Source organism: Cytobacillus sp. NJ13, assembly GCA_030348385.1.
GTDB lineage: Bacteria > Bacillota > Bacilli > Bacillales > Cytobacillaceae > Cytobacillus.
The window spans coordinates 3,090,832-3,116,905 of the sequence record JAUCFP010000006.1 but is presented as its reverse complement, the minus strand read 5'-3'; the positions used below and the strand labels follow the sequence as shown (position 1 = coordinate 3,116,905).

31 protein-coding genes and 2 riboswitches are annotated in these 26,074 nt (G+C 41.9%); of the genes, 15 read left to right on the top strand and 16 right to left on the bottom strand.

What is annotated here, in order from left to right; all coding sequences use genetic code 11:
* Positions 1-342: 342 nt before the first annotated feature.
* Positions 343-663 (bottom strand): hypothetical protein, encoded by a 321-nt coding sequence (locus tag QUF73_15575; protein ID MDM5227601.1) that lies wholly within the window; start codon positions 661-663, stop codon positions 343-345.
* A 314-nt stretch (positions 664-977) separates the two neighbouring features.
* Between QUF73_15575 and QUF73_15570 the strand changes: the two genes are divergently transcribed.
* From QUF73_15570 to QUF73_15550, 5 genes are all read left to right on the top strand, one after another.
* Entirely contained in the window at positions 978-2,732 is a 1,755-nt protein-coding gene (locus QUF73_15570; protein ID MDM5227600.1) for an alkaline phosphatase, read from the top strand.
* Between the two features lie 15 nt (positions 2,733-2,747).
* The gene (locus QUF73_15565; protein MDM5227599.1) at positions 2,748-2,954 is read left to right on the top strand and encodes a twin-arginine translocase TatA/TatE family subunit; all 207 of its coding nucleotides are present in this window, start codon (positions 2,748-2,750) and stop codon (positions 2,952-2,954) included.
* 176 nt (positions 2,955-3,130) lie between these two features.
* Positions 3,131-4,126, top strand: coding sequence for a hypothetical protein (locus QUF73_15560; GenBank protein MDM5227598.1), 996 nt, complete (start codon positions 3,131-3,133; stop codon positions 4,124-4,126).
* Between the two features lie 321 nt (positions 4,127-4,447).
* The gene (locus QUF73_15555) at positions 4,448-4,573 is read left to right on the top strand and encodes an FbpB family small basic protein (protein MDM5227597.1); all 126 of its coding nucleotides are present in this window, start codon (positions 4,448-4,450) and stop codon (positions 4,571-4,573) included.
* 14 nt (positions 4,574-4,587) lie between these two features.
* Positions 4,588-5,370 (top strand): TerC family protein, encoded by a 783-nt coding sequence (locus QUF73_15550; protein MDM5227596.1) that lies wholly within the window; start codon positions 4,588-4,590, stop codon positions 5,368-5,370.
* 53 nt (positions 5,371-5,423) lie between these two features.
* On the opposite strand, the gene QUF73_15545 is transcribed toward QUF73_15550, so the two are convergent.
* Positions 5,424-5,972 carry a GNAT family protein gene (locus tag QUF73_15545; GenBank protein ID MDM5227595.1) on the bottom strand — a complete coding sequence of 183 codons (549 nt, stop codon included), beginning with the start codon at positions 5,970-5,972 and terminating at the stop codon, positions 5,424-5,426.
* Positions 5,973-6,050: 78 nt separating this feature from the next.
* Entirely contained in the window at positions 6,051-6,542 is a 492-nt protein-coding gene (locus QUF73_15540; protein MDM5227594.1) for a DUF2269 family protein, read from the bottom strand.
* A 324-nt stretch (positions 6,543-6,866) separates the two neighbouring features.
* Here QUF73_15540 and QUF73_15535 point away from each other — a divergent pair, with 324 nt between their 5' ends.
* The gene (locus QUF73_15535; GenBank protein ID MDM5227593.1) at positions 6,867-7,004 is read left to right on the top strand and encodes a hypothetical protein; all 138 of its coding nucleotides are present in this window, start codon (positions 6,867-6,869) and stop codon (positions 7,002-7,004) included.
* Between the two features lie 131 nt (positions 7,005-7,135).
* Complete coding sequence (locus QUF73_15530; protein MDM5227592.1) at positions 7,136-7,978, top strand: VTT domain-containing protein; 843 nt, start codon at positions 7,136-7,138, stop codon at positions 7,976-7,978.
* Positions 7,979-8,027: 49 nt separating this feature from the next.
* On the opposite strand, the gene QUF73_15525 is transcribed toward QUF73_15530, so the two are convergent.
* The 4 genes from QUF73_15525 to QUF73_15510 form a co-directional block, all read right to left on the bottom strand.
* Positions 8,028-8,306 (bottom strand): DUF3784 domain-containing protein, encoded by a 279-nt coding sequence (locus QUF73_15525; GenBank protein MDM5227591.1) that lies wholly within the window; start codon positions 8,304-8,306, stop codon positions 8,028-8,030.
* Between the two features lie 13 nt (positions 8,307-8,319).
* Positions 8,320-8,691 carry a hypothetical protein gene (locus tag QUF73_15520; GenBank protein ID MDM5227590.1) on the bottom strand — a complete coding sequence of 124 codons (372 nt, stop codon included), beginning with the start codon at positions 8,689-8,691 and terminating at the stop codon, positions 8,320-8,322.
* A gap of 14 nt (positions 8,692-8,705) precedes the next feature.
* On the bottom strand, positions 8,706-8,924 hold the full coding sequence (locus QUF73_15515) for a helix-turn-helix transcriptional regulator (GenBank protein ID MDM5227589.1): 219 nt from the start codon (positions 8,922-8,924) through the stop codon (positions 8,706-8,708).
* 196 nt (positions 8,925-9,120) lie between these two features.
* Positions 9,121-9,492, bottom strand: coding sequence for a PaaI family thioesterase (locus tag QUF73_15510; GenBank protein ID MDM5227588.1), 372 nt, complete (start codon positions 9,490-9,492; stop codon positions 9,121-9,123).
* A 189-nt stretch (positions 9,493-9,681) separates the two neighbouring features.
* Between QUF73_15510 and QUF73_15505 the strand changes: the two genes are divergently transcribed.
* The 4 genes from QUF73_15505 (at position 9,682) to tenA (ending at position 13,081) form a co-directional block, all read left to right on the top strand.
* Positions 9,682-10,791, top strand: coding sequence for an alpha-hydroxy-acid oxidizing protein (locus tag QUF73_15505; protein ID MDM5227587.1), 1,110 nt, complete (start codon positions 9,682-9,684; stop codon positions 10,789-10,791).
* A 107-nt stretch (positions 10,792-10,898) separates the two neighbouring features.
* A complete protein-coding gene (locus QUF73_15500) occupies positions 10,899-11,282 on the top strand; it encodes a DUF302 domain-containing protein (GenBank protein ID MDM5227586.1) in 384 nt (127 codons plus the stop codon).
* A 69-nt stretch (positions 11,283-11,351) separates the two neighbouring features.
* Positions 11,352-11,468, top strand: a riboswitch (TPP riboswitch).
* Positions 11,469-11,580: 112 nt separating this feature from the next.
* On the top strand, positions 11,581-12,069 hold the full coding sequence (thiW, locus tag QUF73_15495) for an energy coupling factor transporter S component ThiW (protein ID MDM5227585.1): 489 nt from the start codon (positions 11,581-11,583) through the stop codon (positions 12,067-12,069).
* Between the two features lie 161 nt (positions 12,070-12,230).
* A riboswitch (TPP riboswitch) is annotated at positions 12,231-12,332 on the top strand.
* A 59-nt stretch (positions 12,333-12,391) separates the two neighbouring features.
* Positions 12,392-13,081, top strand: a complete 690-nt coding sequence (gene tenA / locus QUF73_15490) for a thiaminase II (GenBank protein ID MDM5227584.1) — start codon at positions 12,392-12,394, stop codon at positions 13,079-13,081.
* A gap of 124 nt (positions 13,082-13,205) precedes the next feature.
* On the opposite strand, the gene QUF73_15485 is transcribed toward tenA, so the two are convergent.
* On the bottom strand, positions 13,206-13,913 hold the full coding sequence (locus QUF73_15485; protein MDM5227583.1) for a DUF1287 domain-containing protein: 708 nt from the start codon (positions 13,911-13,913) through the stop codon (positions 13,206-13,208).
* A gap of 103 nt (positions 13,914-14,016) precedes the next feature.
* On the opposite strand from QUF73_15485, the gene QUF73_15480 reads away from it, so the two are divergent.
* Together QUF73_15480 and QUF73_15475 are read left to right on the top strand one after the other, a co-directional pair.
* Positions 14,017-14,850, top strand: coding sequence for a TIM barrel protein (locus tag QUF73_15480; protein ID MDM5227582.1), 834 nt, complete (start codon positions 14,017-14,019; stop codon positions 14,848-14,850).
* A 150-nt stretch (positions 14,851-15,000) separates the two neighbouring features.
* Positions 15,001-15,837: a hypothetical protein gene (locus QUF73_15475; protein ID MDM5227581.1), complete on the top strand. Its 837-nt coding sequence runs from the start codon at positions 15,001-15,003 to the stop codon at positions 15,835-15,837.
* Positions 15,838-15,915: 78 nt separating this feature from the next.
* Here the strand turns inward: QUF73_15475 and QUF73_15470 are convergent, their stop codons facing one another.
* From QUF73_15470 to QUF73_15440, 7 genes are all read right to left on the bottom strand, one after another.
* A complete protein-coding gene (locus QUF73_15470) occupies positions 15,916-17,061 on the bottom strand; it encodes a hypothetical protein (GenBank protein ID MDM5227580.1) in 1,146 nt (381 codons plus the stop codon).
* 16 nt (positions 17,062-17,077) lie between these two features.
* Positions 17,078-17,665, bottom strand: a complete 588-nt coding sequence (locus QUF73_15465) for a DedA family protein (protein MDM5227579.1) — start codon at positions 17,663-17,665, stop codon at positions 17,078-17,080.
* A complete protein-coding gene (locus QUF73_15460; protein ID MDM5227578.1) occupies positions 17,662-18,369 on the bottom strand; it encodes a polysaccharide deacetylase family protein in 708 nt (235 codons plus the stop codon). Before QUF73_15460 ends, QUF73_15465 begins: the two co-directional genes overlap by 4 nt.
* A 288-nt stretch (positions 18,370-18,657) precedes the next feature.
* Positions 18,658-19,665 carry an iron ABC transporter permease gene (locus tag QUF73_15455; GenBank protein MDM5227577.1) on the bottom strand — a complete coding sequence of 336 codons (1,008 nt, stop codon included), beginning with the start codon at positions 19,663-19,665 and terminating at the stop codon, positions 18,658-18,660.
* The gene (locus QUF73_15450) at positions 19,662-20,672 is read right to left on the bottom strand and encodes an iron ABC transporter permease (GenBank protein MDM5227576.1); all 1,011 of its coding nucleotides are present in this window, start codon (positions 20,670-20,672) and stop codon (positions 19,662-19,664) included. Before QUF73_15450 ends, QUF73_15455 begins: the two co-directional genes overlap by 4 nt.
* 188 nt (positions 20,673-20,860) lie before the next feature.
* Entirely contained in the window at positions 20,861-21,787 is a 927-nt protein-coding gene (locus QUF73_15445; protein MDM5227575.1) for an iron-hydroxamate ABC transporter substrate-binding protein, read from the bottom strand.
* Positions 21,738-22,583: an ABC transporter ATP-binding protein gene (locus tag QUF73_15440; protein ID MDM5227574.1), complete on the bottom strand. Its 846-nt coding sequence runs from the start codon at positions 22,581-22,583 to the stop codon at positions 21,738-21,740. The genes QUF73_15445 and QUF73_15440 overlap by 50 nt, the downstream gene beginning before the upstream one ends.
* 211 nt (positions 22,584-22,794) lie before the next feature.
* On the opposite strand from QUF73_15440, the gene QUF73_15435 reads away from it, so the two are divergent.
* A complete protein-coding gene (locus QUF73_15435) occupies positions 22,795-23,844 on the top strand; it encodes an NAD(P)/FAD-dependent oxidoreductase (GenBank protein ID MDM5227573.1) in 1,050 nt (349 codons plus the stop codon).
* 517 nt (positions 23,845-24,361) lie between these two features.
* On the opposite strand, the gene QUF73_15430 is transcribed toward QUF73_15435, so the two are convergent.
* Positions 24,362-25,576 (bottom strand): MFS transporter, encoded by a 1,215-nt coding sequence (locus QUF73_15430; GenBank protein MDM5227572.1) that lies wholly within the window; start codon positions 25,574-25,576, stop codon positions 24,362-24,364.
* Positions 25,577-25,717: 141 nt separating this feature from the next.
* Here QUF73_15430 and QUF73_15425 point away from each other — a divergent pair, with 141 nt between their 5' ends.
* Positions 25,718-26,053: an antibiotic biosynthesis monooxygenase gene (locus QUF73_15425; protein ID MDM5227571.1), complete on the top strand. Its 336-nt coding sequence runs from the start codon at positions 25,718-25,720 to the stop codon at positions 26,051-26,053.
* The last annotated feature ends 21 nt before the right edge of the window (positions 26,054-26,074 follow it).

Sequence of the window (26,074 nt, the reverse complement as noted above, 5' to 3'; positions counted from 1 at the left end):
AAGAGGGAGTGAAGGGAACAAATAAGGATGAATAGTGCCTTTGAGGAGAGGCAAGAGGGAATGAAGGGAACAAATCAAGGTGAATAGCGCCTCAGAGGAGAGAAAATAGGGCGAAGGGAACTAATGCAGATAGGTAGTTTCCTCTTGATAGAAAGAATTAAAAACGCCCAGGGAATCCCTGGACGCCAACTTCTTATTTTTGTTTAAAGAAATCTGTGAATGCATGGTACATTTCCATTCCCTGATAAAAGAACAGGCTGGAAGCTGTTAATGAAAATAACCCAATCATTAAGAATCGAATCCACATTATTCGTTTCCTCCTTTAATTGTTTTGTTGGACAATTAAGGAGTGTGGATTACATAATTCGCCTCGTAGAAGATGGGAGTATAGAATATCTTTTTCCTGCGGGCGATGATGTGCAGGGCACTGTATATAAAAAGGATAATGGTTAGGATTGTGATGGCTAAAGAAATCAGATCCTGCATGAAGATATGTTTTTTAGGATCATCTTTTAATAGAAAGCTCTCGGTAGAGTCTGAAACAGTTACCGCTTTGCTTTGGTCCATTGGAATATCATTAAAATGAACACCAGGGTACTGGGTGATGAGGAAGGTTAAAAATACAGACAGCATTAAGAATGGCATTAACTTCATTTTTTTCATTCCCTCACCCCTTTTGAAGATTATAACTATCATCATAACCACTATTTATAGATTAGTAAACTAAAAGATTTTGACAGGATTCGTTAATATTCTATGTATATATTGTAAAAATAGTTGGGACAAATGATACAGGGGAACAAAGGCATTTTGGCTGCAAGTCTGGATTATAGGTTGAATGAATAACCAAATCCTTACAAAAGTCCTGATAAAATAGGCAGAGGTATTGTCATTCTCCTTTACACATCTTCATATTGCTTTAAAAAATGCCTCTTATAATCAAATGTGAATCCAGATTGAATTAAGAGGTGAAGAAAATGAACAATGAAAGGTCGATTGATGATTTAATCAAGAAGTTTAATGAAGAGAACTTGAAGAGGGACATTGACCGCCGGAGCTTTTTATCTGGTGCAGGGAAAATTGCCGGTTTCTCGCTTGCCCTGGCTATGGCGCAATCATTAGGGGTGGGCAATTTAACTGTTGATGCTGCCCCTAAGTTCAGCAGGTATCCTTTTACACTCGGTGTTGCTTCAGGAGATCCTCTTTCAGACAGTGTAGTTTTATGGACAAGGCTTGCACCAGATCCGCTTAATGGAGGCGGGATGCCTAACCATGCTGTACCGGTCAATTGGGAACTTGCTGAAGATGAACACTTCCGTAAGGTTGTTAAACGCGGAACAGAAATTGCAGTGCCGGATTTGGCGCATTCAGTGCACGTGGAGGCAGAAGGCTTAATGCCGGACACTGTCTATTATTATCGTTTTAAAAGCGGCAATGAACTAAGCCCAATCGGCAAAACAAAGACGCTTCCGGCTGCGGGTGCCAAAGTATCCGGGCTATCATTTGCATTTGCTTCATGCCAGCAGTATGAACATGGATTTTTTACAGCCTATCAGCATATGGCAAAGGAAAATCTGGATTTTGTCATTCACCTTGGCGACTACATATATGAATATGGACCAAATGAATATATTTCACCAACCGGAAACGTTCGCCACCATAGCGGACCGGAAATTATCTCTATAGAAGATTACCGGAATCGCCATGCCCAGTACAAAACTGATCCGCATCTGAGAGAAGCTCATGCTGCTTTTCCTTGGGTAGTAACTTGGGATGACCACGAGGTGGAAAATAACTATGCAGCAGGGATTCCGGAGAAAGGCCAGTCAGCTGAAGAGTTCATTAAACGCCGTACGGCTGCTTATCAGGCATACTACGAGCACATGCCGCTCCGGCTATCTTCCATGCCAAACAGTGATGGTATGCAGCTGTATAGGGAATTCAGCTATGGCAGCCTTGCATCCTTCCTTGTGCTTGATTCACGCCAGTATCGGGATGACCAGGCAAATGGGGATGGAAGCAAGCCTCATACGCCGGAGTCGCTTGATCCAAACCGCACTCTTCTCGGCAAAGAACAAGAACAGTGGGTTGAAGGCAATCTTAAAAGCTCCAAAGCTCATTGGAATGTATTAGCACAGCAGGTATTCTTTGCGCAGAGGAATTTTGGGACAAGTGCTTCGCCGAAGTTCAGCATGGATTCCTGGGATGGTTACCCTGCTGCCCGGCAGCGTTTGGCTGATTTTGCTGCTTCAAACAATATCGGAAACCTAATTGTTCTGACTGGGGATGTTCATGCAAGCTGGGCTTCCAATATTCTAACAGACTATAATGATCCAAATGCAAAGCTGATTGGGGCCGAATTTGTCGGAACATCTATCACATCAGGTGGCAACGGATCAGATGTGAGAGCGGATACGGAAAAGACGCTTGCAGAAAATCCGCATATTAAGTTCTTTAATAATTATAGAGGCTATGTCCGCTGCCAGGTAACACCAGAGCAATGGCGTGCAGATTATCGGGTTCTTCCTTTGGTAACAGAGCCTGGGGCGGATATTTCAACGAGAGCATCCTTTGTTTTTGAAAAAGATCAGGCTGGCTTGAAGCAGGTTTCGGCTTCAGCTGTCCCTCAGGGAGTTCGAATATCTGCTGAGGTGGAGGAAGACCGCCATCACGCCCATACCCGTGCACATGAAAAGCAGCTTAAGAAAAAGCGTGAAAAAGTATTACATTAAAAGGACGGTGAGAAGATGATATCCAACATTGGCATTCCAGGCTTAATTCTCGTTCTTGTCATTGCATTGATCATATTTGGGCCATCCAAGCTTCCCGAAATCGGGAGGGCATTTGGGCGGACCTTAACGGAATTTAAAAGTGCCGCAAAAGATTTAGTGTCAGATGAGGTAAAGAATGAAGAGAAAAAACCAGTACTTTCAGCTCTGAAAAAAGAAAAGTAGCAAATTAAAATACAGGCGGATTCACTTCGCCTGTATTTTAATTGCATGTATTATGTGAAACATTTCACATAATGTTCATTTTTGAATAATCCACAGTATAGAAAAGTATAATATATTAATACCGTGCTTATATTGTTTATATAATTTTTAACTGCCATCAAGGAGGCACGATCATCATGAGAAAAATATTCCAATTTTTATTAATATCAGGATTAGTCATGACGCCTTTTTTTACAAGTGCTCATGTGAAATGGTTCACGAATGTGACACCTCAAAAGGAAACGATTGAAAATATATTGTCACCTTTATTTATGGGACTGGCACTGACAGCTGCAATTGTACTTGCGATGCTGACATTGATTATCCCAAGGACAGCGCAATGGGGCAAAGTTAAAAAGCTGGATGACTGGCTCTCAGGATTCCGCAAATACAGCAGGTATATCCTTAAGTATGGTACAGCCGCTGCTTTAATAATCCAGGTGACAAATGGAACATTATTTGCGCCTGAATTTCATTTAACCAATACGATTGCCATGATTCTAACTTGGGCAGCGATTGGCTTTCTGCTTATTCCGCATCATATCTCTACAAAGGCCGGAGCCATTATTTTACTGGGACTATTTGTGTACGTTACCCTTCAGAATGGCATCTTCCATATGCTTGATTATGGATATTATGTTGCCATTATTGGTGTCTTGCTGGTCGGCAGCACGAAGCTTGAGAAGGTTGGATTTCCATTCCTGTATTTAGGCACAGGTTTATCTTTATGCTGGGTGGCTGTTGAAAAATGGGTATATCCAAGCATGTCTCTCGATATTGTTGCCAATCACGGAGTTTCCACATTCGGTTTTGCACCTGCTGCATTCGTTGTTATGGCTGCATTCATTGAGTTTGTTGTCGGTTACCTTCTAGTGGTAGGGATCCTTAACCGTGTAGTTGGCTTCGTCGTGACGGTTATTTTTATCACAACCACAATGCTGTTTGGAATGACAGAAGTAATCGGTCATTTTATGATCCATATTGTGCTGATTATCTTCATCATTGAAGGGGTGTCTTTCTATAACCCGCCTATTAAGCTGCATAAAACCAAGGCTGATCAATTTGTGTTTGTATTCCTGAACTTTATTTTCGTCCTTGCGACATTCATTCTGATTTATTACCGATTTGCTTAAGGGTTGACACCGTAAGAAAAATAGAATATGATTAACGTATAGTTGAATAGTTTCTCCTAAAGGGGAGTAGCTTTTACAGCAGAGTCGTCATTTCGGAGTTAAGAGCTCCCGGCTTTGTTGGCAACCTTAACGTTGTTAGCAAGACCTTTGCCTGTTTCGGGTAAAGGTCTTTTTGTTTTTTTAAAACCTTTACCGCTTGCTGGTAGAGGTTTTTTTATTGCCTGATAGAGCTTGGCAATGGAAATCCTCAATCGACATAACTGCAGGGAAACAGTGCGAAGCTTTCAATACTTAAAAAAAATAGAAGGAAAGGAGACCAAGATGAAAAAAGCTAAAGTATCATTTGCAGAATTAATTAAGAGAAACAAAGAAGAGCTGCTGAGAGATCAAGAATTGCTGGCTAAAATTGAAAAACGTTTAGACGAAAAATACACAAAGGTGAAATAAGGGAGGGTGTTTAGATGGAATTATCTCTAATACTTGAGTATGGATGGGTATTGCTGCTGCTTGTGGCGCTGGAGGGTTTATTGGCTGCTGATAACGCGCTGGTGCTGGCGATTATGGTTAAGCACCTTCCGGAGGAGCAGAGGAAGAAAGCTTTATTTTACGGGTTGGCTGGAGCGTTTGTTTTCCGTTTCGGATCGTTATTTGCGATTTCATATTTAGTAGATGTATGGCAGGTTCAAGCCATTGGAGCGCTATACCTTCTGTTTATCGCGGCTAATCACATATTAAGAAAATTTCTTGTAAAAAAAGGCGAGGAAGAAGCAGAAGTAACGAAAGAAAAGAAACAATCTGGTTTTTGGCTGACAGTTTTTAAAGTTGAGCTAGCTGATATAGCATTCGCTGTAGATTCCATTCTGGCAGCGGTCGCTCTGGCAGTGGCTCTTCCGGATTCAGGGCTTGGCCATGTAGGCGGACTTGATGGCGGAAAGTTCTTTGTCATCTTTGCCGGCGGTATGATCGGATTGATCATTATGCGTTTTGCTGCAAACCTCTTTGTGGATCTGCTTCACAGGAGACCTGGACTTGAGGTTGCAGCATTTGGTATTGTCGGCTGGGTTGGTGTCAAACTGGCTGTCTATACAATGTCCCATCCGGCGCTGGCGATCCTGCCTGAAGGATTTGCCAAGTCGACCGAATGGAAAGTTACTTTCTATGCAGTCTTAATTGGAATAGCACTAGCTGGATGGTTCCTTTCCAAGGAAAAACAGGAAGTGCCAGCTGAAGAAAGAGCAAGCTAAATCAAGCAGGGCGGAGTATATCCGCCCTGTTTTTTTATGTAGAGATAATTCAATCAAACGTTTGATTGAATATCCCTGAGCCCTAAGCTGGCCTGCCATTCAGCTTTCAGGATGCTCATTTCTATTAAGTTCCAATAATCATTTCTAACTTTATTGGTCTGCCTGAGAAGTCCTTCTTTTTGGAAACCTGCCTGCTCGTATATCTTAATAGCAGGCAGATTAAAATCGAAAACCCCGAGACTGATTCTATTTAATTTCAGCTCTTGGAACGCTAAGTTCAGGATTTGATGAATCATTTCTGAAGCATACCCTTTCCCCCGTGCTGCGGGGCAGATGAAAACCTTGCCAATCCTCGCAGTTTCGTTGACACGGTCAACTCTGCCAAGAGAAATATGACCGACGATTTCATCGTCTGCCATAACTTTATAGATATATTCCGAGCTGGTTTCCAGATTCGCAGAGCTAATATAACTAGCAAGCTGCTCATGATCAAGCGGGAATTTGAAATGGACACCGCTCCACTGAACCATTAATTCCTGTGTGCTGATCCAGCTGATGAGCAAATCGAAATCTTTTTCTGTAAAAGGTTCTAATTTTACCATGGGAATCTCCTTCTTATTAATTAAAGGAATGATTGAAATACTTGGTTTAAAAATGATAGTCGGGATGGACTGCCAGCTTTATTTTTGCCTTTTCTTTTTCCACGGACGCAAGACAGATATCGCAAAAATGAAAAGGGTGACTGCAATTTGAAAGTAGACGGCATACTGGCGAACAGTATGATTATCTATGAAAACAGGATTTGTCAGCGCCTTGCTGCCTTCTGCTTCAAGCAGAGCCAGATTTTCCACCATTAATTCATCGACGATTGTAATGCCGACAATAGTTTGGATAATAAATAAAATCCATTTAATTGTTACCCATCTGTGCTTGAAAAACCCCCAATTTGTAAAAAGTCCATAAATAAAGCCCACTAGTAATGTGCCGACAGCACCAGTCCGCACAATATAGTCGCTGATAGCCACCACGTTTTGGTACATATCCAATGTTTGATCATAAGCAGCTAACTTCATGTTGAAATTCAAAACGAGTGAGCTCATAATCCCTCCGAAAAATAAGGAAACCAGAACGATATGAAGAATTTTTAGCCATCTGGCTGCTTTTGTTCCCATCTTTTTCAACCTTTTTCCCTCCTTGTTAAACCACTTTATAAGTGTAGCAAGGGAAAAAGACTGTCCATATCAGCCTGAGCAGTAATTTGAGATAGGGCTTGGGGCTTAGTTTCCTTATTCACCTTTATGAATCACGGTGAATGCACTCAGCAGTTTTCCATTGGGATCCAATCTTCCGTTTTGTGGTATATCAACATATTAATCCTTCCTTTCAATTGCTGTTTTACCTATTTTACAAAGGGTCGGAAAAATCCTTCTATATATGCGTGAAATGCAAGTATTGGTACATATTAATTTAGAGAACATAAGGAAGGAGCAAATGAATTGACCAGAAGAGACGAGCAAAATAAACAACAGGCTCAAGGCCCAAAAGAGGAGAGGGAGCTTGTCAATGAGTTTGGAAAACATGAAGGAAATCAGCCTGTTCCGCAGCCTAAGGATTATGATGAGATAGAGTATTAGAAAAAGCAGGATATGCCCTGCTTTTTTTAATATAAGTCTCTGGCCTTAGATTATTTTAATGCCAGGGGAGCTTAATTCTCCTTGTATTCTTTTCTAAACTATAGTTAAGAAAAGCAAGAAGGGGAAAATGTATGAATGGAAAAATGGAAGTTAGTTTGCATGGGCTTATCATTTTATTAGCGTTGTATATATTGTTTAATTTAATGCCGACACTTTTGCCGGCTTATAAATGGGTTATCATTACAGGCATGGCTGCCATATTAGTGTTGGATTTTTACTTTTTTACTGCAGGCAAGTTGTCTCGCTTAAAATACAGCAGACTGGCACTGATGTTTATGTTCAGTCTGCTGTTAATTGTTTTTATTACCTTTTATTTAACAAAGATACTCGTTCTGACTGATGCCTATGGGCTCGAGAGTATGCTGAGGGAATATGAAGCGGAAGGGAAGCTCATCTTTTTCTTGGTTTGCTTTTTACAGCCCATTCTATTGCCGCTTCCCGAAGCCGTAACACTGCCTGCCGGAAGTGCCGTTTTCGGTCCCGCTGCCGCTGCCCTTCTTGGATTCACAGGAACAATTTCCGGGATTATTGTTATGTTCTGGACTGCAAGGATAGGAGGGTTAAAGCTTGTATCGAGGTTTATAAAGGAACGGCATCTGATAAAATACCAAAAATACATGGAGAAAAATGAGAACACCATACTAATGCTGCTGTTTGTTATTCCGATATTGCCAGATGAGATCATTTGTGTTGGAGCAGGAATGGGTGGTGTTTCATTTAAAAAGTTCCTGGGAATTGCGTCTATTTCCAAAATAGCAACTTCCTTGCTGCTGGCTTACTCACTTTCTTTGGCAGATGCCTTATCTTTATCTGGCTCACAGCTTTTATTAGTCGTTTCGGTTGTGATAGGGGTATTTTACAGTGTATCTTTCATGTATAAAAAGAGAGAAAGAAACTATAAGAATTGCGAGTAACCCTACACCCAAATACGGACAGCAAATGCTGCTGTCCGGCTGACAATGATTATTTCACCATTTTTATATTCACATACCCAAGTAAAATGACATAACCCACTAGCAAAATGGGAAAAAGTATCTGGGCATCCGGATGGTTTATGAAACCCCCTCCTATCAGCAGCAGCCCCATTACAATATTGTAAACACCAACAAGCTTTGCCAGTTTATCTTTATCACTGACTCTTTGCTGGTTGAATCCCGATAGAAGCCATGTTTGCTTTTTTACTCCGATTAAATATCCAAGAATTAGCAAAATTAATCCGATAACGATAAAATGCTGATTCAAAAAAATCTCCTCCTTATCTTCTTTTTATTATGGAAGGAACGATATAAAAACCTAAAAATAATGTTATGGCCAAATACAAGGTTAAAAGTTCAATATTAATCGAAATGTTATTTAATATTTGGCTGGAGACGATGAGATAACTCAAGAGGAGGACAAGGGATCCAGAGTAAACATATAGGGAGGACTGCAAAATATTGAGGTTTACCCTTTCGTCGTACTCTAGCTCTTCCTTGGCTTCCTTTCTTTTAATCCTTATCCACTTGAAGCCGCCAACGCTTATTGTTAATCCAGTGATAAACCCCCATTTAATATTGTCTGTCATAAGTGTGATAGCCAGAAAAGCAAGAAAAGCTCCTAAACAGACAGTCCAGCTATTTACTTTCATTTACCCTTCCTCCTTTAATGGTTCTCATCAATCCAAAACAGCTCATCTAACGGTGTCTCTAAGTGTTTGCTGATTAACAGGCAGACACGTATGGTTGGGTTATATTTTTGTGCTTCAATCAAATTCATCGTTTGCCGGGTTACGCCAACCAGCTTTGCAAGTTCTCCCTGAGTTAAACGATCTTTTTCAATACGCACAAGCTTCACCTTGTTTTTAATAGTGAACTCTTTCAAGTGCCTCACTCATTTCCGTTTCTTGCCTTTATTGTAATATATATTTATAAAAAGTAAAATATATATTACATTGTTTTGTAAAAAAAATCCTGTTGAGGCTCTTAGAATGTTTTTTCGAGCAAGATCTGTTATTTATTTTCCATAACTAATATCATCAATTTGGCTTATACATGCTCTATAGGGAAATTCCCTTATTTTAGATAGATGCGAAGATTCCCGATGCTTTGGCTACCAGCTGATCCTGGTCGTTATAAATCAGGCAGTCTGTATGGTTGAGGGTGCGCCCTCTTTTCACAAGGTGAGCATTGGCGATAAGAAATTCACCTGTCGCCCCCTTTAGGAAAGTGACCTTTAAATCAGCCGTCACCACGGATTGCATTTGGTTTTCATCCGGCTCGAAAATATTCCCCATCGCTACATCCGCAAGAGTGGAAATGATGCCTCCATGAACCAGCCCCGCGCTGTTAATAAAGAGCGGCTGGATTGGCAAAGTGACTTTCATATTGCTTTCACTGACTCTTTCGTAATGGAATTTCAGAAATTCATCAAAAGGCTGTTTGATTAGCATTTTGTACACTCCAATTTCATTAAGGTTAAAATGTTTATTCCCGATTTTTTGTGAAATCCCTGCTTATTGCTGCTAATTTGTATAGGAAAGGCTGCATTATCTCGAATTTATGATTTTATTACATGGTTTCTTAAAATCAAAAAAAGTGTTATTATTTTCAATAAATTCAAAAAAAGGCAGGTCTGGAATATGGCAAAAGTAGAGAATATTAGTTTCGCAGAAAACTTTCCTATTTCATTTAAGGAACTGGAAGAAGAAGCAGAGAAAGTGATGGGAGCTGGCGGATTTGGCTATGTCCAATCAGGAGCCGGAGGAGAAGAAACGCTGAAAAAGAATATTGAATCCTTTGCAAAATACTCAATTGTACCGAGAATGCTTAGAGATGTCTCAATTCCGGATATAAGTGTGAATTTATTTGGAAAAACGTATCCTTATCCAGTTTTCCTGGCACCGATTGGAATGCAGCGCCTTGAACACAGTGAGGGAGAGATTGCATCTGCCAGGGCGGCAGCTTCGTTTGGAATTCCTTTTATCCAGAGCACGGTATCCAGTTATTCCATTGAAGAAATCGCTAATGCAACAGGCACGAGCCCCAAGTGGTTCCAATTATATTGGTCCAATTATGAAGATGCTGCGTTCAGTATGGTGCGCCGGGCGGAGGAATTAGGCTATGAAGCCATTGTGTTAACAGTTGATACCGTGATGATGGGATGGAGGGAAGCAGATCTAAGAAACAATTTTTCACCGTTAAAGCTTGGCTATGGAAAAGCAAATTATGAGAGCGATCCAGTCTTTATGGCCTCTCTTCATGATGGTGATGTAGTTCAGGGAATCCTTGATAATATCCATCATCCAACATTAAGTTGGGAGCATATTGCAAGATTAAAAGAGAAAACAGATCTGCCGATTCTATTAAAGGGTATTCTCCATCCGGAAGATGCCAGGCAGGCCGTTGAAAAAGGGATAGACGGAATCATAGTCTCTAATCATGGCGGCAGGCAGCTTGATGGAGTGATTGCGGCGATTGATGCGCTGGGACCGATCGTGAAGGAAGTCAAAGGACGGATTCCAATATTGTTTGACAGCGGCATTCGCCGCGGTTCAGATGTGGTCAAAGCTCTGGCATTAGGAGCCGACGCAGTTTGCCTGGGACGGCCGTACGTGTACGGTTTGGCCATTGGCGGGCAGGCTGGGGTTGAAAAAGTACTTGCCAACTTAATTGAAGAAACGAAAGTGTCGCTGTCTCTGGTAGGGGTGGGGAGCCTAAAGGAGCTGGCAGGTCTGCAGCTAATTCGATAGTTTTTCATCTTTTAAAAATACCTGGTCAGTTGACAGTTCAGATTGTGTTTACTAATATACCTATAGCGGTACATGATTATTATGCCGATACTAAAGGAGATGCAGTCATGTTCGATTACACAGTTGAAACCGAAAAATCAATTGAAGAAGCAATATCCTCACTTGAAGGAAGTCTGAAGGAAGAAAAGTTCGGAGTTTTATGGCAGTTTAACGTTCAGGAGAAGCTGCAGGAAAAAGGATTGGAATATAACGAGGCATTCCATGTTTTAGAGGTATGTAATCCAAATGAAGCACATCGCGTTTTAACACAGAATAAATTGGCCGGCTACTTCCTGCCTTGTAAAATTGTTGTGTATGAAGATGAAGGCAAAACGAAAATTGGCATGCCTAAGCCGACAAGCATGATTGAACTAATCAAAGACGAATCTGTTCAAAGCTTCGCAGCAGAAATTGAAGAGCGCTTAATCCAGTGCATCAAGAAAAGCATTTAAGCAAAAAGATTGATGACAGTGACGGAATAATTTGTTAAGCTTGAAACAGCTTATCAAATTAAATATCTATGCAACTACTAGGGGTGCCCCGAATGTGCGGGCTGAGAGGAAAGCGCGTTATAGCTTTCTGACTCTTATGGACCTGATCTGGTTAATGCCAGCGGAGGGAAGTAGGATTTGACTGTATGTCAATTCATATACTTATACCAAGCCAGGTCCTTATGGGGATCTGGCTTTTTTGTATACATACTTCTCATCCTGATAAGCAATCAGGCGGCCCTTTAGAAAGGAGGTTTAGATGAACAGAACCCGATTGTTAACTACGATGGCTTTATTTGTGGCAATTGGGACACTGGGATCCCATTTGCTCTGGTTTCCGGCAGGTATAGCCAAGGCCTATCCGGTTCAGCATGCGGTGAATGTATTGGCAGCGGTGACGCTTGGACCACTGCCTGCAGCAGCCGTGGCTTTTATGATTGGTCTGCTTCGTAATTTGCTTGGATTCGGAACGCTGCTTGCGTTTCCAGGCGGCATGATCGGTGCGTTTTTGGCTGGTGTGCTTTATTTGAAGTTCGGCCGGAAAATATGGGCTGCTGTTGGAGAGGTGGTGGGTACCGGCATAATCGGTGCATTGTTTGCTGTTCCATACGCAAAGTTTCTCATGGGAAGCGCAGCTGGCGCATTCTTCTTTGTACCGCCATTCCTGGTCAGCAGCATTGCCGGTGCGGCCATAGGCTGGATGGTTTTGGCGAAGGTTAAAGAGAAGAATTTGGTTCAGAATATGTGATGATTTTGGGATGACGAAGCTAGTTGAGTAAGCAGATATGCGGAGTGCAGCATAGCAATCTGACTTTATGAGCGATTTTCAAGAGTTATGGGCGAAATTCAAAATTTATGAGCGAAAAACCACAAGTTAGACCATCGGTAAAAAAACAATTAAAAATGTTAGAAAACTGCTAGGGGCGCTACGGCTGAGATAAGGAGCTTTTCCTTTGTCCCTTGGAACCTGATCTGGATAATGCCAGCGCAGGGAAGCGGTGAGGACCTCGATATATATCCTCATGCTTTTTCCCCGGCAGCTTCTGTAATTAATAAGGAGGCTATTTTTAATGACTTTTTCAGAGATTCTGCGCAAGGAAAATGAAGATTTGTTTCAGCTGATATTTGAGCATCCATTTGTTCAGGGTATCGGGAGAGGGGATGTGCCGAAAGAGGCGCTGGCCCATTACATTAAAGCGGACTTTGAGTATTTGAATGCGTTCATGCATATTTATGGGATTGCCATTTCAAAGTCAGCAGAGCGTAAGGATATTGCTTATTTTAATCAGCAAATAGAATTTGTATTGAACAGTGAAGTACATCCCCACCATAATTTTTGCCAGCAGATTGGCGTGGATTACGAAGCATTGCAGGGCTATCCGCTCCCGCCAACAGCTGATCATTATGTTAAGCATATGATGTATCATGCCCATACAGGCGGCATGGGTGAAATCCTTGCTGCATTATTGCCTTGTCCATGGACTTATTGGGAGATTGGGCTTGAGCTCATGAAGCAATATGAGCCGGATGAGAACCATCCGTTTTATACATGGATCTCTTTTTATGCAAATATAAGGGTCGAAGCTGTGACCATGAATATGAGAAACCGTTTGGATGAGCTTGCTGATGCGGCATCACCGGAAGAAAGGCAGCGAATGAAGGACGCTTTCCGAAAAAGCTGCCAGCTGGAGCTTGGCTTCTGGGAGATGGCTTATACCTGCGAAGAGTGGCCGGCGGGCAATCCGGCAGCAGTAAGATAAGAAAAGCGCAAGCGCCTGTTCACCCCCGACACCTCGAGGGGGTAGGCTGCTTGCGCTAGACAGTTATATCGAAGTTCAAAATTTTATACTTTCTTATTTAATAATAAAAACGCCTGCATCTGCTTTATGGCAGTGCAGGCGTGTTTTCAAAATCCCATCTGTAATGAGCGGTAATAGGAGTCTTAAAAGAAGAGAGTTTTACTTCAGCTGCGAATGGCGTGGAGTTATGTATGACGTAGGGAATGCCATTTTTCGTCCGTTTGTCAGATATGATTGCAACATGGTCGAATTTAGGAGAAAGAAAAACCACGATGTCACCCGGATGCCATTGCTGAAGGTTCTTAACATCTCCTGGTATTAGTTCTGTTGTTAATGACTTTGCGAAGCGGCTAAAAAAGACATTCTGGTTTGGCACCCGCCGAAAATCAATGTTCGGATCCGGCTTGCCCTTCACTCTTGAATACAAGTCCGTATTCTCGGCGATATCCTGATCAATAAGATCCTTTATGGTTACATCAGCCCCCTGGAATCCCCTCCAAATCACATCTGTACAGACACCTTCGCCATCAGGCGGATAGCCTCCCGCATAGTAGGCGCTTTTATATGGCGTGCGCTGGTCCACTTCTTTTCTGGCTGACAGGACCATATCAAGTGGATCGGCAATGCCGTTTTGATTCGAATCGGCCTGTGAATAATCAGAAGGCATTGCCATTTTCTTTGCCAGAGGATTTTCAAAATGAATGCCGATGTAATCCAGAATGATTCCGCTTCGGAAAAAAAGAATGAATAATAACAGTACTCCGATGATGGAAGCCCCCACTTTTTTAATCATAAAAGTCTCCTCATATATTTTAATGATTAGACGGTACTATTTTCCAATAAGTTACATGGAGGTATGATAAGATTGTTATAAAAATACCTAAGAGAGGGATATCATGGTTCATCATATAGGGATATCGGGAAGCGTCATTTTGTCAGACAGCAAGTTGTTTCATGTACTTTTTAAACGTCATTTGCCGCATATTGAGATAGGCGAATTTCAAGATGAGGAATCCTTCCGTCGCTTTATTGAAATGCTGGGCAAAACAAACAAAAACTTTGGTCTTCATTCGCCTCTTTTCCGGGGACAAAGCAAATACGATCTTCTGGAAAAGATCAGTATGAATCCGGAGGAAGCCTGGATTCAGTTTGAGACGGAAGTGGAAAGGATGTCCGGGCTTGGAGCTGAATACATTTTGGTGCACTTCCCTTACTTTAAAAAAGAAACCAGTGGGAATCCGGCAGAGATCATTGAGGAGGGACTCAAGAAACTCAGTGCTCTTCAGAGAAAATATGGGATTATGATTGTGTGTGAACCTAAATTGGGATTCAGGCAATCGCCAGCAGGAATTCAATATCTTGACCGTTTTCCTGTAGAGACATGGAGGAAATACGGACTCGGCCTTTGTGTTGATATCGGGGATTATATATTGGCCGCAGGCGAGAAGGCCATAAATTACATAGAAAAATGGTCCGAGTTTGTGAGAGTCGTTCATTTACATAATGTTGAATACCAGGGAGATAAATATATTTGGGTGCCTGTGCATCCATCTCATGAGAATGATGGCTGTCATTATAAAATTAAGAAGCTGATGGATTTTTTAGCAAAGGAATGTAAGGATGTATTTTTTGTCATGGAGTATACACCACACACGAACCCTCCGGAAAAAATGGTAGAAGAAGGGATTTGGTGGGCAAAAGAGGTGATTGAGGCCGGGTCTGTCAGGTAGGGCAGCGGCCGCCTGGCATTCATTCTGCTCTGGTTGAAAAGGAAGAATTAATTATATTATTTATTATAGTGAGTATGGGAATTACCTTGAAAGTATACTAAGATATATGTGAAATTATTCACAATAAAAAGAGGAGGTTAATTTATTCTTATGCTGGGATCAAAACTAAAAACGGCCCTGCAGGCTTCCATTCTTTTTACTTTTGGTTTTTGGCTTCTCTTTTTCTTTTCTGAAGGGAGACTGTTTTCTTTCTTCCTGATTATGATTTTTTTATACTGCTTTTTCGGAAATGTTATATACGGTGTTCCAGTTTCGCTGCTTTCTGAGTTTTTTACTAAAAATCTAGCAGTATGGCGGTTTCCCGCGGCGGCATTTATACATACCTTTTTGGCTGCTGTGACTTATTTTATTTTGGAAGGGTTTGCTTTTTTCGTTTTAATTGCTGCGGTGCTTTTCTTTTTAGTGGATGAGTGGCGGAAATGGGACCGCGAGATGCCGGGCGGCAGGAATATTACCTTGAATGCGGCAGGTTTCCTCATCGCTTGCCTGCTGCCGATGGGGTTCTTTTGGATGCTCCAGCAGGCAGATCTGGAAGAAAAAACTCATGACCTATATCTGATTCCAAAAGGGTATGCTGGTCAGGTGAGAATTGTTCATGAAATAGAGAATGCCCCTGTGCCTGAGACAGAAGGGGAGTACGATGTATTTAGGGTGAATGATAGAGGATATGCAATTACCTCTTTACCGCAAAGTGAAGGGTATATTGACGACTTGTACTATTATGTGGATGAAAAAGGAAAGCGTGAAGCTATACCACAAAGCTGTACTTCGCATGGCGGATCAGGCGGTGTACAGGGAGATGGATATGAATATTCGTATACCTATTTTTCGGTTGGCTGCGATGAGGACATGTATGATCAAGGAAATAGCCCTGGTATTGAGGATATTCTTTATGAAGAGGGTTTGATCAATCAAACGTTTGATTGAAATGGAAAACAGCCTGGAGATTCCAGGCTGTTAATTATTTATCGCAGTCTTACTTCCAAAGCCCCGCTGATCGAAGTTTCACTTTATAGTTGGAATGGCTCTTATGGAATGAACAGTTTCAGGCGTTTTTCTGCCAGTGCTTTTAATTGAAATGAAGATGGCATAGTCCAATGGGCAAGTGACTTTTGCCAGATAGGAATCTATGTGTTTTCTTAGACTAAGTATAGCTTCTTCATTATTAAGCTGTTCAGCAATGTGCTTGTCATTAATGACAAGCACCAGATTTTTCTCAAGTAAATAGTCCAAATTGATTTCCTCTTGTCCGGGGAGTGAGGTATGGACCAGAATCGGAAGTTTCTTTTGCAGTGCTTCACTAATTGTAACTCCACCTGGTTTGGTCAAAATAGCATCTGCTTTATTATATAGCTGGTTCATTTCAAAAGGGTCATCAATATATCCAATGGGCTCGATCTGCTTTGAATCAAGTGCTTGGAGCGAGCTATATAATTCGTCATTATTTCCGCAAAGGATCAGAAATCGAATATGGGGAACCTTCTGCATAGCTTCTATGAAATCACAGTTTACTAAGCCGCTGTTCCCTCCTGCAACCAGAATATGGCGTATCCGGTTATCTTTCTTAAATGGAACCTGGAGGTGATAGGCAGAATGAACCGGAATACCCGTTACAAAAATTTGCTCATCAGGAATATGGTGTTTTTTGATAAGTTTTTCCTTCGCCTCCGGATGAGGAACGAAATGAAAATCAATTCCCCGTTTTCCCCATATATCATTAATGAAAAAGTCCGTGTAAACATTGACCGCAGTGATGTCCCGGTATCGTCCCTTTTGCTTTAGTGAACTGATGATTCCAGATGGAAAAGAATGAGTGCAAAATATTAAATCCGGATTTTCTTCATCAAGGAACTTCTGCATCTTTCTTTCAAAATAATAGGATAGAACCTGTAAATCAGGCTGCAATTTAAAAGGATGCTGCTTATACATAATGGTGTAATATAATGCCCTGTAAAGGAAAGGGGCACCCAAAAAACCTTTTAAATATATACTTGAGACCAGCTTTTCAAGGTTATCACTGCAATAGGAAAGAAAGTCGACTATTTTGATTTCCGCATCAGGATATTGGCTTTGAATATGGTCCTGAAGTGTTTTTGCAACTTTTGAATGTCCCGTGGGGAATTGAAATAATGGGAGCAGGAGAACTTTCATAATACCCTCCTTTCTGTTACTTGAATTTATTTTTTGCATACTTAAAGAGCATGTAGATTACGAATACAACTAATAACACAATCCCTAGATATGGAACATATTCAGGATTTATATCAAAAAAGCTTCCTGCAAAGTATCCCGCGGCAATTATAGGGAGCACCCAGCTAAGGGAACCTGCTGCAGAATATAGAAGGTACTGATGAAAAGGAACTTTTGAAATGCCGGCAAAGTAAGGACTTATCTGTCGTATTCCCGGCATATAAAAACCCGCAAAGATCATAAAACGATGATTTTCCAAGTATTTTTTCTGGGCGGTATTCCATCTTCTTTCCGTGATCCCAATATATCTGCCATATTTTTTGAGAAAGGGCGTACCTGCTTTTTTTCCGATCCAATAGGCTGAAAGCATTCCAAGCAGCACACCTGCTTCTGCACAGACAGCAGATTCGGCAAAGCTTAATTGGTGATTTCCAATTAACACGCCAATCAGGAATAATAGCGATTCTTCAGGAGCAGGTATGCCGACAATCCCGAAAAATAAAAATAAAAAGATGATCCAGTAACCGTAGGACGAAATAAATTCAATAATAGTTTCAGTACTCATGTACGATGCCCCTGATATCCATCTTTTAAAGAAATAAAATGGATCCCTTTTAGTGCGGCCTGCTGCAAATACTGGTCGAGATGGCCAATCATATATTCAGGTGCACTGCAGTCAGCGCCAAGAGTTTCACCGCTGTCGTGGAGAAGAAAAATCCGGCCAGGCACGGTTTCTTTAGCTAACGACTCTGTAAGGGTGTCCCTGATTTGTTTGATCTTCCAATCCTTGAAAATGCCCGACCACATAATAATCTTATACTTCCTTGCCATCCAGAGGGTAAATAAATTGAAGTGGCCCCATGGCGGACGATAGAAATAGACTTCTTCATTAATCGTTTCTTCAATAATTTTTTTTGTTTGCTCCAGCTGTTTTTTTAAAGATCCCGGTGAAAGGATCCAGCTTGAGATATGCCGATAATGATGGATGCCAATTGTATGCCCATCTGCCTGCATCCTTTTAAGCAGCAATGGATGCTTGGCTGCTTTTTCCCCAACAACGAAAAAGGCTGCCTTAGCTTCATGCTTTTTTAAGACATCCAGAAGCCTTGCAGTATACTGGGGATCAGGACCATCATCAAAGGTTAAAGCAATGGAATGTGGCTCCGTTATTTCTTTTACAATTCCCCAATTCAGCGAACGTATGAGTACAGTGGGCAGAACTGCGTAACTAATAAATATAATCAGTGCGGCGGTAAAAAAATAAATCATGCAAACTAGATCCTTTCCGGCGGTGTATCACTTATTTTCATTCCCCTTTTATAGTGAGGGTAACCTTAATGTTCAGAGTGAATGTAAGGAAAATAAAATTAGATTTATTATTACTTTATCCCAGAATAAAGGGAAGTGAGATACATATTTTATCATATAAAAGGTGAAGTTAAGAGTTTAATATCAGAAAATTGATTTGATTGCCGTTATTCTTCATACAGCTTGGAGAAAACATAAAATTTATAAAAAATGACGTGCTGGATATGCACGCCATTTTAATAGTATTGTTTATTTTTTTAACAGTAAATACATGAAATAAGGAGCACCGATCAGCGCAACCATAATGCCGGCTGGCAGGCCGTCAGGATCAACCAGGTTCCGGCCAAGCGTGTCGGCGAATAAGAGAAGCCATCCTCCTAAAAGAATAGCGATCGGAATGAAAAGCTGATTCCGCGGTCCAACAAGTGCTTTAGCCATGTGCGGCGCAATTAAGCCGATAAAGGCGATTCCGCCGGTTACAGACACCGCTGAAGCGGCCAATGCAACGGCTGTAAGCAGAAGGATGATCCGTTCTTTTTCAATGGAAACCCCTATTCCGATGGCGACAGGCTCGCTTAGGCTTAATAGATTCAAGCGATTTGCTTTATATAAAGTAAATGGAATAAGCAGAAGAAGCCAGGGGAGGAGTGCCCAAATGAACGGCCAATCCGTTCCCCAGATATTCCCTGATAGCCATTTAGCTATGAAATCGACTTTCTCTCTTTCCGCTGAAGAAATCAGGACAACCATGACACCGGAAAGCGCCATGGAAAATCCAACCCCGACCAGCACCATCTTAACAGGCTGAAGCCCCTCGCTTTTCTTATAGGAAAAAGCATAGATGAAGATTGCAGTAAGTAAAGCGCCGAAAAATGCGCATAAAGGCAGCATGTATATGAAAGTGCCAGCTTCAATCGGGAAGAACAGAAAGAAAACCGCTATAGCAACCCCGGCACCGGAGTTTATGCCAATGATGCCTGGATCTGCCAGGTCATTGCGTGTAATCCCTTGTAAAATGGCACCGGATAATGCGAGTGCCATGCCGGCCAAGACAGTGATAAATACCCGCGGCAGCCGAATGGAAAATAACACAAACTCTTCTTTGAATGTGCCCTGTCCCATAATAGTCGGGATCAATCGGTCATATGAGAGGGAGGCGTAGCCTAATCCCATTCCAATCACAATGGTAACAATAATAAGTGCTGATAAAACAGCCATTAAAATTCGCTGTTTTTTTACTAACTCTGGCTGAATCATGAGAACGCCTTACCTCCTTTATGAACAATAAAAAGGAAGAAAGGGAGCCCCATAACGGCGATAATGGCCGCTGCCGGTGTTTCGTAAGGAGCGTTGATGGTTCTCCCGAGTGTATCGGCCAGAAGCATAAAAGCAGCTCCTGTGAGTGCGGACATGGGAAGAATAAAACGGTAGTCGGTACCTACAATAGCACGGACAATATGAGGCACCATCAGCCCCAGAAAAGCCATGTTGCCGACCAGTGCAACCGATGCGCCAGCAAGCAGTGTCACTAAAATGAAAAGGATGGTTTTAACCTGAGTTGTATTTTGCCCCAGCCCCACAGCTACTTCCTCATTTAAGCTTAAAATAGTCAGCTGCTTGGACAGAAAAAGCGAAACAAGAATGCCAATAGAAATAACCGGGACAATCACTTGCAGCTGGCTCCAGGATGTGCCGATGATTCCGCCTGCAGTCCACATGCTGACATCTTTTGAAATTTTAAAGTAGATGCCGACTCCTTCGGCTATTGCGAAAAGGAAGGCAGAAACCGCGGCTCCGGCCAATACGATCCGAATAGGAGAGAAACCTCCTTTTTTCATGGCGCCTATGCCAAAAACCAGCCCTGCTCCGACAGCTGCACCGATAAAACAGGCGAACAGAATCCCTATGTAATTTGCTGAGGGAATGAGCACAAGAGTTAATGCAAGTGCGGCATTTGCTCCAGCCGTTAATCCGAGCAGGCCTGGATCGGCGAGAGGGTTTCTTGTCATTCCCTGCATAATGGCCCCGGAAATGCTAAGCGCAGCTCCAACGAAGATCGCAGCAATTTCACGCGGCAGACGGATTTCACGAATAATCGAAATTTTTTCTCCGGAAGCATTGGAAGTAAGCGCCAGCCAAACATCTCTGACCGTGACATCCGCAGCTCCAAACACACACGCAGCCACAAACATGCCGGCAAAGATAACAAAGCCTGCGGCGAGTTTATAGATAAATGGAATGAAGGGTTGAGCATCTTTTGTCATTGTACTCTCATCTTTCTTTATGGGATCAGAACTGTCTTAAACTTCGAAAACTGTCCAGCTCCAGCTGACATGCGGGAGCTATGTGCTGTTCTTATAATAACAGAATTGATTCTTTTCGGGGACAAGGCGCTTCCGCTTTTCTAAATAGGAAAGAGGAATTCCCCAAAATAAGAATCCCTCCTGCAGTATTACTTTCCTAAAAATGATTCTTTAAAGAACTCCAGCTGTGCATCAAGTGTGATTGGATCACTGAAGGAAGCACCATTGCCTTCCATTTCAAAGACGCGGTTATTTTTTACAGCAGGGATATTTTTGTACGTATCAGTTTCCTGGAACGAATGGTCAGCTTCAGCGTATTTGCTCAGAATAATATAATCTCCGGAATACTCTGGAAGAACTTCTGTAGAAATAGCGTAATAGCCATCTTTTAGAGCCATTTCTTTAACTTTTTCAGGCATTTTTAAGTCCATTGCCTGGTACAGTATTTCAGTTCCGCGTGCCCAGTTATCGCCAAACACATAAAGCTGTTTATCAAAGATTTCGAATACAGAAACGGTTGCATCTTCACCTATTTTTGCACGGATGTCTTCACCAGCTGCTTCAGCACGCTGTTTGAAGTCTGCCACCCATTTCTTTGCTTCTTCTTCTTTATTAAGAAGCTTGCCGATTTCCTCATGCTGTGACAGATAATCTAACTTACCCCAAGTATAAGTTACAGTTGGTGCAATTTCTTTAAGCTTATCGTAGTTTTTAACAGTAGATAATGCAATGATCAAGTCTGGTTCTAATTCAATTATTTTTTCCAGGTTATCTTCAGATACTTCTTCAGCATCTTTCAATTCTTCTTCAAAACGAGGGTTATTTTTGGACCATGTATCCACTCCGACGATATTTACGCCTAATTGCATTACATTTCCTGTAAAGCCGGAAAGGAGGACAACTCTCTTAGGATCAGCCGGGACTTCAACTGGTCCAGTTTCAGATTCATAAGTAAAGGTGCCTGATTTTTTGTCTTCTTTTGGTTCTGCTTCTTTTGATTCTCCTTGCTCTGTATTGCCGCAGGCGCTAATAAGCAGAAGCAGCAAGATCGTAAACGGGATTAATAGTTTCTTCATGTTGATTTTCTCCTTTTAATAAATTATAAGTAATACACATTGGCTTGTTTGTGCGTGGGTCACGTCCGATGACTGCATCAATATTGAACACTTTCCTTAAGACATCCTGTGTAATGACTTCCTCATAGCTTCCTGATTTAACAATTTCACCATCTTTTAATGCAACGATATGGTCAGCAAAACGGGCTGCCTGGTTTAAATCATGAAGGACCATCACAATGGTGCGCTCCTGTTCCTGGTTCAGCTTTTGGAGAAGCTCGAGAACTTCAAGCTGATGGGCCATATCCAAGTATGTGGTCGGTTCATCAAGGAAAATGATGTCTGTTTCCTGTGCAAGAGCCATTGCGATCCAGACTCTCTGGCGCTGGCCGCCGGAAAGGGCGTCAACCGGGCGAAATTTGAAATCCTTTGTTCCAGTAACATCAAGAGCCCAATCAATAACTTCATAGTCCTTTTTCGTTAATCTGCCAAAGCCTTTCTGATAAGGAAAGCGTCCGTATGAGACCAGTTCGCCAACTGTTAAACCGCTTGCACTTTCGGGTGTTTGCGGCAAAATCGCCATTTTCTTGGCTAGGATCTTTGTATTTTCCTTTGAAATGTTTTCGCCATCCAAAATGACAGTACCTGATTGATGAGAAATGATTCGTGTAATCGCTTTTAAAAGGGTAGATTTTCCGCAGCCATTCGGGCCGATTATGGTCGTGATCTTTTTATCGGGAATCTGGACACTAAGGTCTTTCACAATCAAGCGTTCACTATATCCAATGTTCAAGCCATCTGTATATAGGCGGACCATTATGTAACCTCCGTTTAGTTGAGAATATATTTTAGTGATAATGATTATCAGTATCGGTTCTTTTTTACTATAAGTCTATCTGATTTTTATGTCAATAGTATATAAAGGAAAAGTATTCAGAAAAAAATTTCATTGTCAAAGGAGAAAAAAGGTCGTATAGTTGAAGTGAGAATGATAATCAATAGTAATTGGTTATAGGAGTGGACGGTAAATGAAAAATGCTGAAGTGTTTGATGTGACGGTCATTGGAGGCGGACCTGCGGGTCTTTATTCCACTTTCTACAGCGGATTAAGGAAAATGAAAACAAAGCTGATTGAGTTTCAGCCGATGCTGGGCGGTAAAATTCATGTATATCCGGAGAAAATGATCTGGGATGTGGGCGGCCTGACTCCGACTCCGGGAGCTAAGCTGATCGAACAGCTGGTGGAGCAGGGACTAACGTTTAACCCAACGGTTGTTCTTAATGAAAAGGTAGAATCCATTGCCAAAAATGAAGATGGTCTATTTGTCTTAAAAGGCTCTTCTGGAGAAGAGCACTATTCGAAAACCGTCATTGTAGCTGTTGGCAGCGGTATTTTAAAGCCGCAGAAACTGAAGATAGAAGGGGCAGAGCGTTTTGAAGTTTCCAATCTGAATTATACAGTCAAGTCGCTTAAACATTTTAAGGATAAGACTGTAATTGTTTCCGGCGGAGGAAATTCTGCAGTAGACTGGGCAAATGAATTGGAGCCGGTTGCCAAGCAGGTATACATCACTTGCAGGAGAGATGCTTTGACTGGCCATGAAGCTCAGGTTTCACAGCTGATGAATAGTTCGGTTATCTGCATTAACCATACGTCCATCACAAAATTACTTGCCGGCGGAAATCACGAGGAAATTGAACAGGTGGAATTGACTAATAATGAAACGGGCGAAGTTTCTTATCTGAAAATAGATGAAGTAGTAATTAATCATGGCTATGAACAGGATACGGAACTCTTAAAAAATAGCAATCTCAACATTGAAATGCTGGAAGATTTCTATATTGCAGGCAATGCAAACAGCGAAACGTCAGTTGAAGGGCTATATGCTGCAGGGGATATCCTAAAGCATGACGGCAAACTTCACTTAATTGCCGGAGCATTCCAGGATGCTGCCAATGCAGTAAACAAAGCGAAGCAGTACATTGAACCGGATGCTGCCGCAGCTGCGATGGTTTCTTCTCATAATGATGTCTTTAAAAAACGGAATCGGGAATTGGTGAAGCAGCTGGTGCACTAGGGTAAAAGACTAAGCGCACATAAATTTTTTTATCCGCACATAAAACTGGGTTATGTGCACAGAAAAAATTTTATCCGCACATAAAATAAGGCTATCCGCACATAAACTGAAAAAACGTTTGGAATTAAGGCGAAATAGCAGCGAAAAACCGGCCCACACGATGTGGACCGGTTTTTAAAGATAAGATTTATACAATCTGAAGTCTGACAACTGTCTAGCTTCAGCGCCTACCCCCTCGAGGTCACAAGCTTGTCTAGCTGCGGCTCCTAGGGACTCGGGTTCATAAGCCATTTCCTTTCAGAAGGAAAGACGCCTTCTTACAGGAACCGTCTTATGCCTGTCGTCCCTGGGCAGTCGCCTCCACATTTCGGTCAATCCTCCCAAAAAGGCAAAGAACGCCTTTCCGTAAGGCTCGTCTTGTGCTTGAGGCCCCCAGGATGGGGGTCATGCAGACGTTGCCACAGGACGTGGCGTTCTTAGTCTGCGTTCCTTCGTGGGCAAGGCGCTTCCGCTTTTCTTACGTACTGATCTTTTCTTTAACCTGAACTTCTGTCCTTATTTTCCTGAATTTAGCAAAGAATGCTGCCGTCATGATCAGCGACAGTATTCCAAAGATCACGACCATTATCTGAAGGCCGACAGCATCCAGAAGGAATCCGGTCAGAAGCAGGACAATCTGAAAAGTTACACGGTCAAGCATGTTTCGGAAGGAGAAGAATCTTCCGTGAAATTCCTTTGGCACTCTTGTTTGAAAAATGGTGGCGGCAGTCGGGAAGAAACAGCCGACGGCAAACCCAAAAATAAAGAAAGCCAAGATGGATAAAACAGGTACATCTGCAAAGTACAGAAGCAGCTGTGATAGACCGATGATGAAGGAGAAGAAAAACAGGATCGCATAAGGCGAACGTTTTTGACTGATTTGTTTAACAATGAATGCGCCAAGCATGAAGCCGAGTCCTTCTGCCGTATAGATCAATCCTTTAATGGATGAGCTGTCCTGAAGCTCACTGATATTAATGACCATTAAGTTAAAGCCGCCAAGGAACAGAAGCGGAACCAAGGTTAGGATCAATGTCATAAACACAATGGGCAGACCTTGAATAATCGGGAATACTTCCTTGAATCCTCCGCTGCCTCTGCTTGAGTTTCTACCTGTGCTTTCCTTCGAGACAGATTCTTCAAAATCCATAAAAAAAGTGATTAAAAAGAGAATCAGATAGGCGACAAGCGAAGCGATGTAAAGCATTGATAATGGCAAGATGACTAACAAAACGCCAGCTAAAGCAGTACCTAAAATTCTCGAAAGGGTGGACACATTCATATGGACTCCATTCAGCTGCAGCAGATCTTTATCTTCCACTACCAGCGGAATCGCAGCCTGCAGAGCTGGAAAATAGAAGGCTGCCGAGATTTGCAGGAATACCAGAAAAATAACCATCCACCAGACAGACCCGGTTTGTATGGCAATTAACATAAAAATAACGCTTAATGCCCGGGCGAAGCCAGACGCCAGCATGACCGTCTTCTTGCTGATTTGGTCAGTTATTCTTCCTGCCCAGGGTCCAACAGCAATCCCAGCCAGCAATCCGCCTGCCAAAATAAGCGACTTTAGAAAATCTGAGGGAACCTTTTCCTGCATAAATTCGAGATTCCCTATTATACCTAGCCACAAGCCCAGCCCTGCTATAAACTCCCCAGTTAATAAAATCCATACATTTTTATTTTTCCACATAATTGAGCCTCATTTTCTGATTAGTTCGATAATCTAAACATACTATAAATTAATAAAATAATGAATCTATTTTTTAAAATAGTTGAAAATGAAAATCGTTATCAATTATAATAACAGAAAAGAAGCAGGGGAGGAACAGGTATGTTTATTCAATTAAAAACGATTACGGTGAAAGAAGGCCATTCCAATAAGTTAGTCGATCGCTTTGCAGGGGAAGGCATAATCGAAGAGCAGCCTGGATTCGTTGATTTGAATGTTTTAAAGAAGAAACAGCGCAGCGGGGATGAAGAAGTGGCCGTCATGATTCGCTGGGAATCGGAAGAAGCCTGGAAGGCGTGGGAAACAAGTGATGTACATATTGCTGGGCACAAGGCAAACCGCGGCAAGCCGAAGCCGGAATATATTGTTGATAGCCGTCAGGATGTCTATCATTCTTTGGGCCAGAAGCAATACCGTGAGCCAGCTGAAATTAAATAAAGTGCAATGCCCATTCATAAA

Excerpts from the sequence above, each read along its gene's own strand:
- QUF73_15575 (MDM5227601.1), bottom strand. The coding sequence starts at position 663 with ATGAAAAAAATGAAGTTAATGCCATTCTTAATGCTGTCTGTATTTTTA.
- QUF73_15570 (MDM5227600.1), top strand. The coding sequence starts at position 978 with ATGAACAATGAAAGGTCGATTGATGATTTAATCAAGAAGTTTAATGAA.
- QUF73_15565 (MDM5227599.1), top strand. The coding sequence starts at position 2,748 with ATGATATCCAACATTGGCATTCCAGGCTTAATTCTCGTTCTTGTCATT.
- QUF73_15560 (MDM5227598.1), top strand. The coding sequence starts at position 3,131 with ATGAGAAAAATATTCCAATTTTTATTAATATCAGGATTAGTCATGACG.
- QUF73_15555 (MDM5227597.1), top strand. The coding sequence starts at position 4,448 with ATGAAAAAAGCTAAAGTATCATTTGCAGAATTAATTAAGAGAAACAAA.
- QUF73_15550 (MDM5227596.1), top strand. The coding sequence starts at position 4,588 with ATGGAATTATCTCTAATACTTGAGTATGGATGGGTATTGCTGCTGCTT.
- QUF73_15545 (MDM5227595.1), bottom strand. The coding sequence starts at position 5,972 with ATGGTAAAATTAGAACCTTTTACAGAAAAAGATTTCGATTTGCTCATC.
- QUF73_15540 (MDM5227594.1), bottom strand. The coding sequence starts at position 6,542 with ATGGGAACAAAAGCAGCCAGATGGCTAAAAATTCTTCATATCGTTCTG.
- QUF73_15530 (MDM5227592.1), top strand. The coding sequence starts at position 7,136 with ATGAATGGAAAAATGGAAGTTAGTTTGCATGGGCTTATCATTTTATTA.
- QUF73_15520 (MDM5227590.1), bottom strand. The coding sequence starts at position 8,691 with ATGAAAGTAAATAGCTGGACTGTCTGTTTAGGAGCTTTTCTTGCTTTT.
- QUF73_15510 (MDM5227588.1), bottom strand. The coding sequence starts at position 9,492 with ATGCTAATCAAACAGCCTTTTGATGAATTTCTGAAATTCCATTACGAA.
- QUF73_15505 (MDM5227587.1), top strand. The coding sequence starts at position 9,682 with ATGGCAAAAGTAGAGAATATTAGTTTCGCAGAAAACTTTCCTATTTCA.
- QUF73_15500 (MDM5227586.1), top strand. The coding sequence starts at position 10,899 with ATGTTCGATTACACAGTTGAAACCGAAAAATCAATTGAAGAAGCAATA.
- thiW (MDM5227585.1), top strand. The coding sequence starts at position 11,581 with ATGAACAGAACCCGATTGTTAACTACGATGGCTTTATTTGTGGCAATT.
- tenA (MDM5227584.1), top strand. The coding sequence starts at position 12,392 with ATGACTTTTTCAGAGATTCTGCGCAAGGAAAATGAAGATTTGTTTCAG.
- QUF73_15485 (MDM5227583.1), bottom strand. The coding sequence starts at position 13,913 with ATGATTAAAAAAGTGGGGGCTTCCATCATCGGAGTACTGTTATTATTC.
- QUF73_15480 (MDM5227582.1), top strand. The coding sequence starts at position 14,017 with ATGGTTCATCATATAGGGATATCGGGAAGCGTCATTTTGTCAGACAGC.
- QUF73_15475 (MDM5227581.1), top strand. The coding sequence starts at position 15,001 with ATGCTGGGATCAAAACTAAAAACGGCCCTGCAGGCTTCCATTCTTTTT.
- QUF73_15470 (MDM5227580.1), bottom strand. The coding sequence starts at position 17,061 with ATGAAAGTTCTCCTGCTCCCATTATTTCAATTCCCCACGGGACATTCA.
- QUF73_15465 (MDM5227579.1), bottom strand. The coding sequence starts at position 17,665 with ATGAGTACTGAAACTATTATTGAATTTATTTCGTCCTACGGTTACTGG.
- QUF73_15460 (MDM5227578.1), bottom strand. The coding sequence starts at position 18,369 with ATGATTTATTTTTTTACCGCCGCACTGATTATATTTATTAGTTACGCA.
- QUF73_15455 (MDM5227577.1), bottom strand. The coding sequence starts at position 19,665 with ATGATTCAGCCAGAGTTAGTAAAAAAACAGCGAATTTTAATGGCTGTT.
- QUF73_15450 (MDM5227576.1), bottom strand. The coding sequence starts at position 20,672 with ATGACAAAAGATGCTCAACCCTTCATTCCATTTATCTATAAACTCGCC.
- QUF73_15445 (MDM5227575.1), bottom strand. The coding sequence starts at position 21,787 with ATGAAGAAACTATTAATCCCGTTTACGATCTTGCTGCTTCTGCTTATT.
- QUF73_15440 (MDM5227574.1), bottom strand. The coding sequence starts at position 22,583 with ATGGTCCGCCTATATACAGATGGCTTGAACATTGGATATAGTGAACGC.
- QUF73_15435 (MDM5227573.1), top strand. The coding sequence starts at position 22,795 with ATGAAAAATGCTGAAGTGTTTGATGTGACGGTCATTGGAGGCGGACCT.
- QUF73_15430 (MDM5227572.1), bottom strand. The coding sequence starts at position 25,576 with ATGTGGAAAAATAAAAATGTATGGATTTTATTAACTGGGGAGTTTATA.
- QUF73_15425 (MDM5227571.1), top strand. The coding sequence starts at position 25,718 with ATGTTTATTCAATTAAAAACGATTACGGTGAAAGAAGGCCATTCCAAT.